Genomic DNA, 14,966 nt, shown 5'->3' with positions numbered 1-14,966 from the left:
CACGGTAGCTCTGCTATACTGCCGGTCTGCATCGGGGCAGACTCATGAGGGATCGATATGAAGAAAGTGTATGCCAAGCCAACGCTTGCCAAGCAGCAGAAGCTGGCTGCGATCACCGCAGTGGTCAGCAAGAAGACCTGATAGGTCTGTGGAGGCTGCAATGAAGAAGATCTATACCAAGCCGACGTTCGCAAAGGAACAGAAGCTTGCGTCGGTCGTCGCCGTTACCAGCAAGCCGAAGTGACGGTTGCTCGGGGCACCTTCTGCCGGCCCTGAGATTTCTCCTGCAGTCCGGCAGCTAGGCTGCCGGATCTGCAATGTTGTTTTTCGCAGGTTCTCTGGTGCGTAGATGGATGCAGTGTATCGCCTCGGTGACGATGTTTCGTTCGAACCCGTAGGTGAGGGCGCTGTCATTCTGCTGCTCGGCAGCGGCCAGCTTTACTCCTGTAACGACACTTCGCTCTCGTTTCTGCAGCACCTCGACGGGGTTCGCTCCGTCGAAGCGGTGGCGCAGCGCATGGCCGACGAATTCGAGATCGAGGCTGCAACACTTGCCGACGACCTGCCCGAGCTGATCGCCGGCCTCGTGGCCGAAGGCATCATCGTGCATGCCGCATGAGCTGTCCGAGCGGGCTGGGGCCGGGCTGCTAGCGCGGCTGGCGTTTCGGCTGCAGGTCTGGATCAGCGCGCGAACGCTGCCGGCCCGCATCGCCGGGCGCGATTTCTCCCAGATTCTGTCCGATGCCTCGTCGGTGCCGCCCAGCAGCTGGCCGCGTTTCCCGGTGTCATATATCGCGCGCGCCGTTCGGCGAGTCGCGCGCTGGCCGATCCTGATGCGCAACAATCGGTGCCTCCGCACCGGCCTCGTGGGCTTTGCCGCGTTGCGGCGCTGTGGCTACGACCCGCGACTGCATTTCTCCGTCGACCCCAAATCCATGGGGAAACCCAGTCTCAGTGCCCATTGCTGGGTGACGCTCGACGGTGTCGAAGTCATCAACGCCCGCATTCCGGGTCAGGTGCAGATTCACGTGCACGCGGCCCCGGGTCACACCCCGGCGGACCCCAGGGGAGCCGGTATTTGATCCAGAAGTTCTTCGATCTGCAGGGCGCCACGCTGCGCGTCACCGCCGTGCAGCCGGTGCTCGTGGATTTCTACGGCCGCATCTTTGCCGGCCGCTCCCGCCCCCTGCCGACCTCTGCGCTTGCCTACGGCCTCACGATCACCTCGGGCCAGCCGCTGTCGATGCCCGAAGACACCGAGCCGCTCTACGAGGGGCCGATCCTCGATGAGGGTGATGCCCAGTTTTGGCAGGGCCCCGACGCCCGGGTGCTGGTGTTTCCCGGCATCATCTCGCTCTCGCTCTCCGACACGGCGCGCGAGGCCAGTATCATCGTCGCCCCGGGTGCCGAAGAGCGTATCGTCATGACCTGCGGGCAACTGGCTCTGCAGGCGGCCCTGCTCGCCGCGAACCAGTTTCTCGTTCATGCCGCCGGCCTGACCTTGCCGGATGGCCGCGTGGCGCTGATCTTCGGCCGCAGTGGCGCCGGCAAGACCACTTCGACCTTGGCTATGGCCGCCGGCGGCCTCGGCCTCTGTTCCGACGATGCCATGGCATGCAACGTCTCCGGCGAACGTCCGACTGCCTGGGGTATGCCGCGCAGTCTCAAGGTGCATCGGCGAACCGCCGAAATGCTACCTTGGGTGCAGCCGCTGTTGAGCGGCGACTGGAGCGCCGAAGACGAGCGGCCGGTGGCGCTGTCGGCACTCCGCACGACGGTGAGCGTCGAGAGTATCGCCGCCCGCGAGATCGCCGCGGTCTTCGTGCTCGAACGCAGCGGCGAGTTGGCAAGCCGCTGTGAGCCAACCAGCAAGGCCGAGGTGCTTGCCCTGGCCGTCGCCGACAACGTGCGCTCGACACGTGCCGGGGTCCCGCAGGTCGAGCGCGAGCTGTTCAAGCGGCTCGGCGAGTTGGTTCGAGCCGTACCCGCTTATCGGCTATCTGCGGGGTCGGATCCGACCGACCTGGCGCCGGTCATGCTGGCGGCGCTCAACATCCCGAAGCTTCTCGCATGACGCCGGCCGAGCGCGACACGCTGCTCTGCCGCCTGGCCGACCCCGAGGCGCCGGCTGTGACCGTACCAGCGGAGGCTGTCGACCCGCTGCTCAAGCTGGCGCGCGATCACAACGTCCTGCCGGTGGTGACCCGCAAGCTTGCAGCCCAGCACCGCACTGCCGACCTCGAGGCGGCGCGAAGCGAGCTGACCCTGCTTATCGGCCTGTCGTTGCATCTGCGCGGCATCGCCGCCAAGGTCGACCGCTATATTGCCGACCGGCAGCTCGAGGCGGTGATCGTCAAAGGCCCGGTGTTCGCCCGCCAGATCTACCCAACGCCATCGGATCGCCCGTTCACCGACATCGACATCATGGTCGCGCCCTCGGCCCGCGCGCCGATCGGCGAACTGCTGACCAGTCTCGGCTACCAGCTGTTCCTGAAGCCGCTGCTCGATCACACCGAGCAGAACCAGGAAGAAAAGTGGATCCAGCCCAGCATGGATGCGCTGCTCATCGAAGTACACGGCAACCTCGTTCACTATCAGGGCCTGCGCCGGCGCATCAGCTTCGGCTATGCCGAGTTCATGCAGAGCGGCCAGGGCAATGCAAACGCCGGCATGCCGCAGTTCTTCGTCGCGGTGGTCCACGCGGCGCTCGGGCACAAGTTCCACCAGTTGCGCCTGCTGGTCGACCTGCTGCAGGCGTTTCGCCACCTCTCGCCCGACGAGGTGACTGCGCTGCCCGAGATTGCCCGCCAACTGGGTCTCGCCCTCGAGGCGCGCCTCTGTCTTGAGCTTGTCGCCGAGCTGTTCGACGCCCCCGGGGCCGGCGTCGCTGCCGGCCGGATCGCCGGCGGCAGCGCCAGCCGCCTTGCAACGCGCCTCGTCGACGGCGCCGCGGTGCTGGCTGCGCCGACGGCTTTCCTCTCCAAGGTCCGCCGCCACAGCTTCCGCGGCCTGCAGCGCATCGTGCCGCGAGGCGCCGGATGATCGGCAACCTCTCCTTCACCGCCATGCTTCCGGCCAGCGCGGCCCTCGTCGACGTCCGGACGGGCACAACGCTCGATGCGGCGGGCATCCGCCTGCGGGTGAAGGAGAAGGCCGCCGAGCTGTCGCGCCACGGCGTGACATCGGGCGCCCGCGCCGTGGTGGCCGAGGCCAATCCAGTCGACTACCTGATCGCCATCTTCGCCTGCTGGGAGGTCGGACTTATTGCGGTCGCGGTCAACCCGGGCCTGCGGCCGGAAGAGTGCGAGAACGTGGTCGAGACCACCGGCGCGTCGCTGTGGCTCGGACCACAGCGACCGCGCGAAGAGGCCGCGGGAACGTCCGAGCCGAGGCCGCTGCGCCTCGATGAGCCGGCGCTCATCTTGATGACCTCGGGCACCACCGGCCGGCCCAAGGGCATCGTTCACTCGGTGCGCAGCCTGTTCGCCCGCGCCGCGCTGAATATCGCTGAGATCGGCCCCGAGGTGCTGCGCGAAACGCTCTGCGTGCTGCCGGTGTTCTTCGGCCACGGCCTGATCGGCAATGTGCTGACACCGCTGCTGGCCGGCGGACGGGTGCATCTCTGGCCCGGCCCGGCGCTCAGCGAGCTCGGTGGCCTCGCCGGCTACCTGTCCACCAACCGCATCAGCTTCATGAGTTCGGTCCCCTCTTTCTGGAAGCTGGCGCTGCGCGTTTCGGCCCGGCCCGAGCCGGTGCTCGAGCGGGTGCATGTCGGCTCGGCGCCGCTCTCGATCGAGCACTGGCGGGCCATCGCCGAGTGGTGCGGCACGCGCCGGGTGTTCAACATGTTCGGCATGACCGAGACGGCCAACTGGATCGGCGGCGGCAGCCTCGATGAGGCCGAGGCGCGCGACGGCTATGTCGGCCGGCTCTGGGGCGGCAGCGTCGCCATCGATGGCGGCGGGCGCGGCGAGGTGCTGGTGCAGAGCCCCTCGATGATGCTGGGGTACTGGCAGCGCCCCGATCTCGATGCAGCCGCGTTCACCAATGGCTGGTTCCGCACCGGCGATATCGGCGAACTGGACGCAGCGGGCAACCTCATCCTCGTCGGGCGCAGCAAATCGGAGATCAACCGCGGTGGCATCAAGATCCAGGCCGAGGAGATCGACATGCTGCTGGAGCGGCATGAGGCGATCGTCGAGGCCTGTGCCTTCGGTATCCCCGACGCCATTGCCGGCGAGGCGGTAGCGGCGGCCATCGTCCTCGCTGACGGGGCAACGTTCGATCCCGAAGCGCTGAAGGCCTGGTGCCGGGCCCGCGTTCGCGACGAGGCGGTGCCCTCAAAGCTGTTCGCTGTTGCCGCGATCCCGCGCAACGATCGCGGCAAGATCGTCCGCGCCGACGTCCGCGCCATGGTCGAACGCCAATGAGCAAGCTGGTTATCGGCCCGCTGGAAACCGAGCGCTTCATGTTGAAGCCGATGGGGATGCTCGAAACCCTGCGCGTCACCAACCGCTGGCGGCATGACCCGGATATCCTCAACGGCCTGATGCAGACCACCAAGCCGCGGTCGATGCCGCACTGGCTGCTGCGTGGACCGCTGCCCCGCACCAGGAACCGCTTTGCCTTCGCCATTATCCCCAAGGGTGAGGCGGTGCCGATCGGCGCCCACATGGTGCGGCTGCAGGGCTACCGCTCGGCCTTCGGCACTGTCGCGCTGCATGATCGCGACTGGTGGGGCAAGAACGTCGTGGTCGAGGTTCGCGCCCGGCTGCTCAACCACTTCTTCGCCAATTGCGGCATCGAACGCTTCTACGGTGTGGTCGATTCCCGCAACGTTTCGTCGATCTTCAGCTACCGCCGGCTGGGGTTCGACCATGTCGGCACCTGGCACCGGCAGAAGCAGAACCCGGTCACCGGCGACATCATCGACTTCGTCAACTTCGAGATGTTCCGCGATCAGTGGATGCGCGGGCCGTTCTGGAAGGCGCCCGATGAGCCCCGATGAGCAGGCCTGCGCCATTGTCGGCGACGCCCTCAACTGCCCTGGCGCCATCGCCATCGGCGCCGACATGAGCTCGGTCGCCGCCTGGGACAGTCTCGGCCATATGGCGATTGTCGCTGGCATCGAGAGCGCGCTCGGCCGTAGCCTCACGGCCGAGCAGATCGCTTCGATTACCTCAGTCCGGCGCGTCGCCGAACTGTTGGGCCGCTAGACCTGGCTGAGCCCGTACTCGAGATCGCGGATCAAATCGTCCGCGTCCTCGAGCCCCACCGAAAGCCGCAGCAGGCCCGGCGTGATCCCCGATTCCAGCCGTACTTCCTCGGTGAACCGGGCATGCGTCGTGGTGCCCGGATGGGTGATCAGCGACTTGGCATCGCCAAGATTGTTCGAGATCAGGATCACCGCCAGCGAGTCTGACAGCGCGAACGCCGCCTCGCGTCCGCCTTTCACCTCAAGCGCCACCAGCGTCGAGCCGCTGGCCATCTGGCGCTTCGCCAGCTCGTATTGCGGGTGCGAGGGGTGAAACGGATAAGAGATCCGCTCGATCTTGGGATGGCCGGCGAGGAACTCAGCCACCTTGGCAGCGCTCTCGGTCATCTGCTTGACCCGGATCGGCAGCGTCTCGAGCCCCTTCAGCAGCACCCAGGCATTGAACGGCGAGAGCGACGGCCCGGTCTGCCGGAGCAGGGTGTGCACGTCGCCCTCGATCAGCGCTTTCGAACCGAGCACAATGCCGCCCAGCGCCCGGCCCTGGCCGTCGATATGCTTGGTCGCCGAATAGGTGACGAGGTCAGCGCCCAGTTGCAGCGGCTTCTGGAACAGGGCGGTGGCGAACACATTGTCGACGATCAGCTTGGCGCCGTGCGCCTTGGCGATCTTGGCCACCGCGGCGATGTCGACCAGCTCGAGCGTCGGGTTGGTCGGCGTCTCGATGAAGATCACCTTGGTATTGGGCTGCATCGCCCGCTCGAAGTTCGCGGGGTCGCGCCCATCCACCAGCGTCGAGCTGACGCCAAACCGCGGCATCAGGTCTTCGACCACGTAGCGACAGCCCCCGAACAGCGCCCGCGCCGCAACGATATGGTCGCCGGCCCGCACCTGGCTCATCACCGCGTTGGTGACCGCCGACATGCCGGTGGCGAAGGCCCGCGCCGCTTCTGCCCCTTCAAGCAGCGCCATCCGATCCTGGAACATGTCCATCGTCGGGTTGGCGAAGCGCGAATAGTTATGCGCCGGCTTGTTGATCTTGTTGAGGAACAGGTCTTCGGCATATTGCGAGCTCGGGTAGGAATAGCCCGAGTTCATGAAGATCGCTTCGGAGGTCTCTTTGAACTGGCTGCGCTGCGTGCCGCCATGGACGAGCATGGTGGCCGGCGCGCGGTTCTTTTCGTCGCTCAGCGGGTTCTTCGACTTAGACATGTCCTTGCCTCGAAAACAAAAAAGCCGGCACGCGATTGGCGGCCGGCTCGAAGGTCCCTTTAGCGACTTGTTTTAGGTGGCTGCAATCAGACCGGCCAAATCACCACCAAGGCCCGAGCGTCACCGCAAAGGCGCATAGCGTGGATATACGACCCATGGCGTCTTGGCGTCAACGCCTCAGGTTGCTAGGGGATGTATCCAGGTTGCGGGGAAAACCATTGGATAGTGAGCTTTGGGCCAAGGGCGTGTTTCCCGCCCGTTTCATCGAGCGGTTGGCGGCGCGCGGCAATATCGTCAGCGATCGTCCGTTCGACGCCGACCAGGTGCAGCCGGCGAGCCTCGACCTGCGGCTGGGCAAAATCGCCTATCGCATCCGCTCGAGCTTTCTGCCCGGCCCCGAACACACCGTCGCCGAGCGCATCGAGACGCTGAAGCTGCATGAGCTCGATCTCACCAACAGCGCCGTGCTCGAGCGCGGCTGCGTCTATCTGGTGCCGCTGCAGGAAAGCTTGAACCTGCCGGACACGGTATCCGCCGGCGCCAACCCCAAGAGCTCAACTGGCCGGCTCGATGTCTTCACCCGCGTCATCGGCGACCACGCCCGCGGCTTCGACACGCTGCCGCATGGCTATAAGGGCCCGCTCTATCTCGAGATCAGCCCGCGCACCTTCCCGGTTCGCGTGCGCACCGGCTCGCGCCTCAGCCAGATGCGCTTCCGCGTCGGCGATAGCCGGCTCACCCTGTTCGAGCACAAATCGCTGCACAATGTCGAAACGCTGGTGTTCGACGCCAATGCCGAGGTCGGCGAGGGCGTGCTGCTGTCGATCGACCTGAAGGGCACTGACCGCAACGGGCTCATCGGCTTCCGCTCGAAGCGCCACACCCCGGTTATCGACATGGACATCAAGGACAATCTCGATGTCCTCGATTATTGGGAGCCGCTGATCAAGCGCGGCACCGATGAGTTCATCCTCGATCCCGACGAGTTCTACATTCTTGTGTCGCGCGAGAGCGTGCACGTGCCGCCGGCCTATGCCGCCGAGATGGTGCCGTTCGATCCGCTGGTCGGCGAGTTCCGCGTCCACTATGCCGGCTTCTTCGATCCCGGCTTCGGCCATTCCGCCGCCGGCGGCACCGGCAGCCGTGCCGTGCTGGAAGTCCGCAGCCGCGAGGTGCCGTTCCTGCTCGGCCATGGCCAGACCATCGGCCGCCTGATCTACGAGCGCCTCGCCGAAGCCCCCGACCGGCTCTACGGCACCGGGCTCGGTTCGAACTACCAGGCGCAGACGCTGAAACTGAGCAAGCACTTCAAGCCGTTCGCCATTTAGCACCGGCGAAGCTCTGGTGGCGTGATCTACTTCATCGCGCCTGTAGAGCGATCCGGGCGCGCGGCAAATACGGTGCTTGGCCAATTGCCCGCCGCGAAACGTCTTTTGCGCGCTGTTCGTGTCGCTACGATCAACAGCAGAGTTCGACGTGGGGGCGCCGCAATACATCGCGCCGATTCGACCCGCCTCCTGTGTCGATAGCAGCAAGCGCCCGACTGTGTTGCTGATCAGCAACGCCCTGGCTTTCGTGGATCGGAGCGAACGCCGTCAGCATTGACACGTACATCGAAGGAAAAGCGCTTAGATTGCAAGGGAGTAGCACTGATGGGAAAACGCCTGCGTCCCCGCGACTAACGGGTTATTAAGCATAATCGTCTAGAACGGTTGAACAGCAAAAGGCCTCGACTTTGCGGCTGAAAAGCGGCAGTTTGAGAGCAACTTGACAAAGTTAGGTCCGGGGAGCGGGACGTTATGACGGTTACGAAGTTTGCGCTGGCGGCATTGCCGCTTCTGCTCACGACAACATCGGTACTGGCGCAGGAGGCGGCGTCCGATTATTTCGTTCTGTCGCTGAACGGTGGCGCGGTTTACTACAACCTGCCTGACGTCGCGACGGGTGCAATCGTCGATGGCGAGGCGGAAACCGTCGAGAGCACAGTGATTGGCGGCACGGTCGGCCTGGGCGCGGCTGCCGGTATCGGACAGTGGGGCGATTTTGACGCTTCTATCGGCTTCAACGGCTTCATCACCTACGGCAATATCTCTGGCTCCTCTGTTGTAAGGACCTACGACGAACCCGGCGTGGTAGTGATCCCTGGGTTTACGACGCCAGCGGGATACATCGGTATTGATACGAACCCGTCTGGTGGAGATGACGTTTCCTCGGATGTTCTGGTGTCGTTCGAGGGCAGCAACGCAGGCGGTTACTCTGGTTCTGTCATAGGCGACGATGCGGCTACGGACGCAGGACAGTACGAGCCCACACCGAGCGGCTTCATCTTTGCGGCGCGGACCACGAGCGCAGACGCGGATGGTCCAGATCCGGGCGGCGGCCCCGCGGACATTGGCTCGGCAGGCTACGGCTTCATCGCCAGTTCGACAGGTGGAATCTTCGTCGCGTCGGGCGACATTTCGGGTCTCGAGATTTCGACTGAGACCAGCGGCACCTTCGCTTACGCTGGTGCGGACATTACGCTCGGCCTCGGCAAGGCTACCGATGAGACCACGCAGGTGCAGGGCTTCTTTGGTCCGAGCTACCGCTATATGTCGCAGGGCTCCGAGACCTCGATCTCGATCGATATTCCAGAAGCGGCTGCGCCGTATGGTGGTCTCACCGTCTATCCGACGCTGTCAATCGATCGCGAACAGGATATCACGACGCACTATCTGGGCGGCGTCGCGGGGTTTACCCTGTCGCATCTGCTCTCGGACACCTTGACCCTCACCCTGGGGGCGGAGGGCAACATCTACTACGCCAACAGCACCCTGTCGGGGAGCGACACCTACAGCATTGAGGGTGGCAGCGGCGTCGCGGGCATCCCGGTCGATGGCGACAGCGTGACGGCTCAAAGCGGTTCGATCGAGGACTCCGGCATGGCGTTCGGCGCCAAGGGACAGGCCGGTCTGTCGTTTGCGGTTTCCGACACGATGCAGATCGGTTTTGGTGGCTCTGTGGAGTATCTCTCGCGTGTCGCCGTGGCTTCGCCTGGCAGCGCTGATGATATCCTGTCGACGAATACATACGCGCCCGGATCGGACGAAGGCGAGGCTGTTTATGACTCGCCAGCCAGCACTGCTGCCTCGCTGACTTTTGGCGATATGTGGGGCTTCGGTTTGACCGCGTCGTTGACCGGTCAGTTCTGACCTCGGGATCCGTTTTCGAGTAAGAGGGCGGCACTTGTGCCGCCCTCTTACTTTTTAGTCCCGCTGGACACCCCCGCGATGGATCTATCGGTTGCAACTGGTCCCGCCGTTGGAAGATGGCCGGCGGCGTGAATCGCGCGATCAGGCCTGTTGCGGGGCCGAGCTTCGGCTAACGAAACGGGCAGGGGAGACGGGCCCATACTGTGGACGCCGGGGGCCGATTCCCTGAAGCACGAAGCTTGACCGGCGGGCTCCAGGCTGACGTCTGCTGCGGTGCAGGGACGACGAAATCGCTTGGGGTTCGACGCCGCACCTGGCGTCTCCGTTGCTCCCCGACAAGAGCAGCACCGGCGAGGCCGTCTGCCGCCTACGCTCTGTGGAGCTTCCGTCCTCATGGATGATGGTCGCCGACGGAGGCCGGCTCGGCCTCGAGTGGCCAGCAGGCCGCATACGATGTGGCACGCGTAACCTGAAAGCGATGCAAACCCACCCAGTCGAGCGGCTATTACGCCGCCGCTCCCGAGAAGGCATCCTAGAACGCAGAGCGGCACCGCATTGCTGCGGCGCCGCCCCTATCAATCAATGGCAGCTATCAGTTGTTCTGGTAGCTGATCACGGTGTTGCCGTTGCCGGTCTGGCTGACCGACGACCAGCCACCGTTGGTGACATTCTGGTCGACATGCGAAGCATTGCCGACGCCGGTCTGCACCACGGTCGACTCGTTGTCGTTGCCGTGCTGGTCGGTCTGCGAGGTGTTGAGCGCACCGAGCTGGACGGTCGCCGCGCTGTTGCCGTCGCCTTCCTGCTTTGTCTTGGAGAACTGTACCGCACCGCCCTGCAGCGTAACGGCGGTGTTTTCATCGCCCTTCTGGTCGGTAACCGAGCCATTGAGAACGCCAAGCTGGCCGGTCAGCGAGACATTTAGGTCGCCGTCCTGCTTGGTCTTCGCGCCATTGAGAATACCAAGCTGGACAGTCGCCTCGCCGTTGGTCCCCTTCTGGTCGGTGTCAGAGTAGTTGAGGGCGCCGGCCTGCAGCGTGAACGAGGTGTTGGCCCCGACGGTGCTACGCTGCTTCTTCTTGGCGTAGTTGCCCAGGCCGACCTGATAAACGGTCGAGTCCTGCGCGCCGAGAGTTGCTTCTTGGTCGATATCGGCCTTGTTCCACGAGCCCTGCTGCTGAATGTTCGAGTTCAGCAGGCCAGCGGTGGCCTTCTGCTTCACCTTGGCCGAGTTGCGATTGCCGTCCTGCAGAATGTTGGAGTTGTTCTTGCCGAGCCCGATTTCCTGATTGACGTCGGTCTTGTTGCGGTTGCCGTACTGTGTGACGACGTCGTTGTTCTCGCCGTACGCGCAGATAATGAAGATGCAGCCACCGCCGGCCTTCTGAGTGTTAACGCCGACATTGTTGTCGCCATCCGAATAGATGTCGAACTTGCTCTTGCCGTTCCCCGACTGGCTGTTCACGACGTAATTGCCGTTGCCATTCTGGTTGACGATCAGTTTCGGCCAACCAGCCGGCGGTGCTGAGAGCGCAGGAGCCGCGGTAACGGCGACCATCGCCAGAGCGGATGCAGCGAGTAGAACAGAACGCATGTATTCCTCCATGTGAAAAATAGCCCAGCGCCGTAATCCAAGCCGGCTTGCTGTTGAAAACTATCAAAGCGCATGTGGAGTTTTTGGCCAAACAATCTAGCGTATAGAAACTATGCAATAGAACGCCCTTGGCGGGATGCATTTACCAGATTGAGCCGTCATATTGGTGGTATTCGCACATAAGCATGCGTCGATCTTGGTATATCTGTGATAATTGCAGTACGATTGAGCGATCCGAGCGACCGACGCTCAACGCGGTAGCGCGAAAGTGCAGTGTATTGGTATGAACGTACCGTACCGAAGGTGAGGGCATCCGGCTGGGGGCGGCTCCTGTCGTAAGCCTTGCGATTGGCGAGATCGCCCATTGGCGCTCTCGTTTTGAGGTGCTCGTCGAATTAGTTTTGCCAGTGCAATGATTTAGCTGCAGAGCGCTGTCGTCTCGGCACGGCTGCAGCCTGTCTTCGGCCACCTTTGGTGGCAGGAGACATTGCCTGTTGGTCGCGCCGATGTGACCGCTACCATCGCGGATTACCGGCGTCGCGGTAACCATTTATATGGTATATAGATTGCTAACGGAGGGTTATCCGGCCTATTTGTTGTCATCGAAGCCGGGCGGGCAGTTGTTCGCCGTCGAGGTGGAGAAATCAACGCAATCGTTCTGACGAATGACTGCGGAGGTGACCGGATCGGAGATGATCCGGAAAGGGATGCCGGTGCATGATGAGGCCGCACCGGTGAAGGTCAACAGGGGCAGGGCCACGCGTACGGCCACTGCGGGCGCCAAGGAGCGGCGGGGGCGCCTATGAGTACAGGTGTAAGTCTATGGGGTATTCTCAGAACAGTCTGACCAGTGCCATCTATGAGATGGCCTTGGGCCGCTCAAACTGGGACAGTATTCTCGACATCCTGGCCGCAAGCTTCCCCGGATGTCTCGTCACCGCGTCAGGCGACGATATCGCGAGTGGGGCCAATCTGGCCTTTGCTCAGCGGGGTCTCACGCCACCGGCGGTGGCGAGCTATATTGCCACCTATGCCGCTCTCAACCCGGTGACGCGGCGCGCTGCCGAAGTCGCCACCCATCAGTTATTCCACGATGATCAGCTCGTCGATCGTGCTGAGGCGGCGCAAGGCCGCTTTCATCGCGAGTGGCTGTCGCAGCAGGGCGATTTCGCCGCCTCGAGCGGCGTTGTGGTGCTGCGCGAAGGGGCTCGCCAACTGGCGGTCACCATACACTACTCGCCGCAACGTCAGGCAGAGTTGCGTCCCCGCATCGCCGGCATCCTGGGCGAGGCCGCCCAGCATTTCGGTCGAGCCTTCGAAATCGTCGGGCGCAGCCGCTTCGCCGATGGCCGCGGTTATCTGGAGGGGGTCGTCGCCGATCTGCCGTTCACCGTGTTCTTCGTCGATGCGAACATGCGTATCCACTATTCGAACTTCCATGCCGAGAGCCTGAGACGGCAGCACGAAGGGCCGTTCAGCAGCGCTGATGGCGTGCTGCGCGCCACCGACGAGCGTTCCGACGCCAGCTTGCGTAACCTGGTTCTCAAGGTGATTTCGTCGCGGCGCACCCCGACCTCGGTGCTGCAATTGAGCGAGCCGAGTAACGATGAGCGCTACTTCGCCATCGCGCGTCTCGCCGTGCGCGGTGGACAGCACTATCAGCTGCACGACGCCATTCTCGATCCAGGCCCGCTGGTCATGCTCGTAGTGCATGGCAGCCTCGAGATGTCGTCGCTGCCCACTGACCTGCTGTGGCGCGCCTTCTCGCTCACTGAATCGGAGGCCCGTCTGGCCGAAGCGCTGCTCAACGGCGACACCCTGGCCGACTTTGCCAGGGAGCGCGAGGTCTCCAAGCAGACGCTGCGCAATCAGCTGGTCGGCGTCATGCGGAAAACTGGCACGCGCCGTCAATCCGAGCTGGTGTCACTGCTGACGCGTCTCGCCCTGACCTGCCTGTAAGAGTTGCGCCACTATTATGACCCAGGTCGGGGCGTTGGGCGCCGAGCCGGACCAGCCGTCCTCCCTCAGCGTCGGCGCAACGGCTCCCCCTCCGGCAGCTCGACATCGTCGATGAAGCAGTAGCGCCAGTTCTCACCGATCTCGTACGACTGGATCACCGGGTGGCCCGTGGCGTGAAAATGCCGGCGGGCGTGGCGGTTGGGCGATTCATCGCAGCAGCCGACATGGCCGCAGACGAGGCAGACCCTCAGATGCACCCACTCCTCGCCGCGCGCCACGCACTCGGGGCAGGTGTCGGCCGAACTCGGCTCGACATCGCGGATCAGTGCGTCATGCGCGCAGCGCCCGACCTCATCGAACGACATAGGTTTTCTCCGGTGTCGCCGGGTGGCCGAGCCGCAACGGCAGCACGATGCGGAATTCCGTCCGCCCGGGGCGCGAGGTGAAACTGATGCGGCCGCGGTGCCGGTTGACCACGATATTGTGCGCGATGTGGAGTCCGAGGCCCGTGCCGACGCCTTGCGCCTTGGTGGTGAAGAACGGCTCGAAAATGCGGCGCCCGACCTCCTCGGGGATACCCGGCCCGCTATCGGCGATCAGCACTTCGACTTCATCGCCCAGCCGCTTTGCTCCCACTTCGAGCCGGCCCTCGCCACCCATCGCCTGCACGGCGTTGTCGATCAGGTTGGTCCACACCTGGTTCAGCTCGCCGGCATAGGCCTCGATCCGGGGCAGTGCCGGCTCGTACATCCTCGTGACCGCAACGCCTTGCTTCAGCTTGTGGTTGAGGATCATCAGCGTATCGTCGAGGCTCATGGCGATATCGACATCCTGCACCGGCGCCTGGTCGAGATAGGCATAGGACTTCACCGACCGAACGATGCTCGAGATGGCCTTGGAGGCGACCTCGATTTCTTCCATCAGCTGTTGCGCCGCCAGTCCGCGCCCCAGCCACTGCAGCACCGGGTCGACATGCGCCGCGGCGAAGATGGCCAGCACCGGCTCGAGGCGCTCGACCGACCAGCCATAGGCCGCCATGGCCGGAGCGATTTCCCAGGGCTCGGCGATCCCGAGTGCTTCGAGCCGCTGGCTCAGCCGGGATTCGATCCGCCGCGCCTCGGCGTCCGAGCAGCGGGTCGCCCGGCAATCGGCAATGCTGCGCTCCAGCTCCGCCAAGCCCTGCCGCTCCTCTTGTGTCATCGCCAGCATGCTGAGTTCGACCGTGCGGCGCCGCCACCCCTCGAACGCTTCGCTGAGATAGCCAGTGGAGCGCTGGATCGCCGCCGCGGGGTTATTGAGTTCATGCGCCAGCCCGGCCGCCAGCGTGCCCAGCGCCGCCAGCTTGTCCGACTGCACCAGCGAGGCCTCGGTGCTTCTGAGCCGCGAGGTCACCGTGCGCAGCAGCGTTGCCGCCGCCTCCGGCCGTCGCGCCAGCAACTGCCGGAATGCCTCCGAGCCGATGGCCAGCAACTCGCTCGGCTCGGTAGCCCGCACCGACGCGGTACGGGCTGCCTGCTCGAGCAGCGACATTTCGCCAAGGAACTCCCCCGGCCCGCGCGTCGCCAGCGTCACCTCATGCTCGCCATCCTGCTTGGTCACCTCCACGGCGCCCACGAGGATGATGTAAAGCGAGCCGCCTTGCTCGCCCTCACGGATGAACACCTCGCCAGGCGCGACATTGACTCGCTCGCCGGCATGCCACAGCTCGCTCGCCTCGGCCTCGTTCAGTTCGGCAAAGATCGGCACCTGGCGGATCAGGTCGGTGCCGTGTCCCAAATCGGTGGCGGCAGCGGGCATG

15 protein-coding genes and 1 riboswitch are annotated in these 14,966 nt (G+C 64.2%); of the genes, 10 read left to right on the top strand and 5 right to left on the bottom strand.

All coding sequences use genetic code 11. From position 1 onward, the window contains the following. The first annotated feature begins 349 nt into the window (after window positions 1–349). Genes VW23_RS01850 through VW23_RS01820 form a run of 7 tightly spaced genes read left to right on the top strand, consistent with a single transcriptional unit; the run spans window position 350 to window position 5,216 of the window. Complete coding sequence (locus VW23_RS01850) at window positions 350–619, top strand: PqqD family protein (protein ID WP_069907888.1); 270 nt, start codon at window positions 350–352, stop codon at window positions 617–619. Next, window positions 609–1,082: a lasso peptide biosynthesis B2 protein gene (locus VW23_RS01845; RefSeq protein WP_069907887.1), complete on the top strand. Its 474-nt coding sequence runs from the start codon at window positions 609–611 to the stop codon at window positions 1,080–1,082. The genes VW23_RS01850 and VW23_RS01845 overlap by 11 nt, the downstream gene beginning before the upstream one ends. Then, window positions 1,079–2,074 (top strand): hypothetical protein, encoded by a 996-nt coding sequence (locus VW23_RS01840; protein WP_069907886.1) that lies wholly within the window; start codon window positions 1,079–1,081, stop codon window positions 2,072–2,074. The genes VW23_RS01845 and VW23_RS01840 overlap by 4 nt, the downstream gene beginning before the upstream one ends. After that, the gene (locus tag VW23_RS01835) at window positions 2,071–3,042 is read left to right on the top strand and encodes a nucleotidyltransferase family protein (RefSeq protein WP_069907885.1); all 972 of its coding nucleotides are present in this window, start codon (window positions 2,071–2,073) and stop codon (window positions 3,040–3,042) included. The genes VW23_RS01840 and VW23_RS01835 overlap by 4 nt, the downstream gene beginning before the upstream one ends. Further along, complete coding sequence (locus VW23_RS01830) at window positions 3,039–4,430, top strand: class I adenylate-forming enzyme family protein (protein ID WP_069907884.1); 1,392 nt, start codon at window positions 3,039–3,041, stop codon at window positions 4,428–4,430. Before VW23_RS01835 ends, VW23_RS01830 begins: the two co-directional genes overlap by 4 nt. Continuing rightward, complete coding sequence (locus tag VW23_RS01825; protein WP_069907883.1) at window positions 4,427–5,008, top strand: GNAT family N-acetyltransferase; 582 nt, start codon at window positions 4,427–4,429, stop codon at window positions 5,006–5,008. The genes VW23_RS01830 and VW23_RS01825 overlap by 4 nt, the downstream gene beginning before the upstream one ends. Then, window positions 4,995–5,216 (top strand): acyl carrier protein, encoded by a 222-nt coding sequence (locus VW23_RS01820; RefSeq protein WP_069907882.1) that lies wholly within the window; start codon window positions 4,995–4,997, stop codon window positions 5,214–5,216. Before VW23_RS01825 ends, VW23_RS01820 begins: the two co-directional genes overlap by 14 nt. Here VW23_RS01820 and metZ read toward each other — a convergent pair. Beyond that, a complete protein-coding gene (gene metZ / locus VW23_RS01815; RefSeq protein ID WP_176730304.1) occupies window positions 5,213–6,424 on the bottom strand; it encodes an O-succinylhomoserine sulfhydrylase in 1,212 nt (403 codons plus the stop codon). The genes VW23_RS01820 and metZ overlap by 4 nt on opposite strands. A 38-nt stretch (window positions 6,425–6,462) precedes the next feature. Next, window positions 6,463–6,541, bottom strand: a riboswitch (SAM riboswitch). A 101-nt stretch (window positions 6,542–6,642) separates the two neighbouring features. Here metZ and VW23_RS01810 point away from each other — a divergent pair. Further along, window positions 6,643–7,752, top strand: a complete 1,110-nt coding sequence (locus tag VW23_RS01810) for a 2'-deoxycytidine 5'-triphosphate deaminase (RefSeq protein ID WP_069907881.1) — start codon at window positions 6,643–6,645, stop codon at window positions 7,750–7,752. 471 nt (window positions 7,753–8,223) lie between these two features. Then, window positions 8,224–9,615, top strand: coding sequence for a hypothetical protein (locus VW23_RS01805; RefSeq protein ID WP_069907880.1), 1,392 nt, complete (start codon window positions 8,224–8,226; stop codon window positions 9,613–9,615). Window positions 9,616–10,207: 592 nt separating this feature from the next. On the opposite strand, the gene VW23_RS01800 is transcribed toward VW23_RS01805, so the two are convergent. Next, on the bottom strand, window positions 10,208–11,209 hold the full coding sequence (locus tag VW23_RS01800; RefSeq protein ID WP_141728184.1) for a hypothetical protein: 1,002 nt from the start codon (window positions 11,207–11,209) through the stop codon (window positions 10,208–10,210). 589 nt (window positions 11,210–11,798) lie between these two features. After that, entirely contained in the window at window positions 11,799–11,981 is a 183-nt protein-coding gene (locus tag VW23_RS28465; RefSeq protein WP_141728183.1) for a hypothetical protein, read from the bottom strand. Between the two features lie 98 nt (window positions 11,982–12,079). On the opposite strand from VW23_RS28465, the gene VW23_RS01795 reads away from it, so the two are divergent. Further along, window positions 12,080–13,168, top strand: a complete 1,089-nt coding sequence (locus tag VW23_RS01795) for a helix-turn-helix transcriptional regulator (RefSeq protein WP_141728182.1) — start codon at window positions 12,080–12,082, stop codon at window positions 13,166–13,168. A gap of 65 nt (window positions 13,169–13,233) precedes the next feature. Here VW23_RS01795 and VW23_RS01790 read toward each other — a convergent pair whose 3' ends face one another. Both VW23_RS01790 and VW23_RS01785 read right to left on the bottom strand, forming a co-directional pair. Next, window positions 13,234–13,533 carry a UBP-type zinc finger domain-containing protein gene (locus VW23_RS01790; protein ID WP_069907877.1) on the bottom strand — a complete coding sequence of 100 codons (300 nt, stop codon included), beginning with the start codon at window positions 13,531–13,533 and terminating at the stop codon, window positions 13,234–13,236. After that, window positions 13,520–14,965, bottom strand: a complete 1,446-nt coding sequence (locus VW23_RS01785; protein ID WP_084645427.1) for a sensor histidine kinase — start codon at window positions 14,963–14,965, stop codon at window positions 13,520–13,522. The genes VW23_RS01790 and VW23_RS01785 overlap by 14 nt, the downstream gene beginning before the upstream one ends. Between the last annotated feature and the right edge of the window lies 1 nt (window position 14,966).

It is taken from the genome of Devosia insulae DS-56 (assembly GCF_000970465.2).
Taxonomy (GTDB): domain Bacteria; phylum Pseudomonadota; class Alphaproteobacteria; order Rhizobiales; family Devosiaceae; genus Devosia_A; species Devosia_A insulae.
This window is presented reverse-complemented; position numbering and strand designations above follow the sequence as displayed.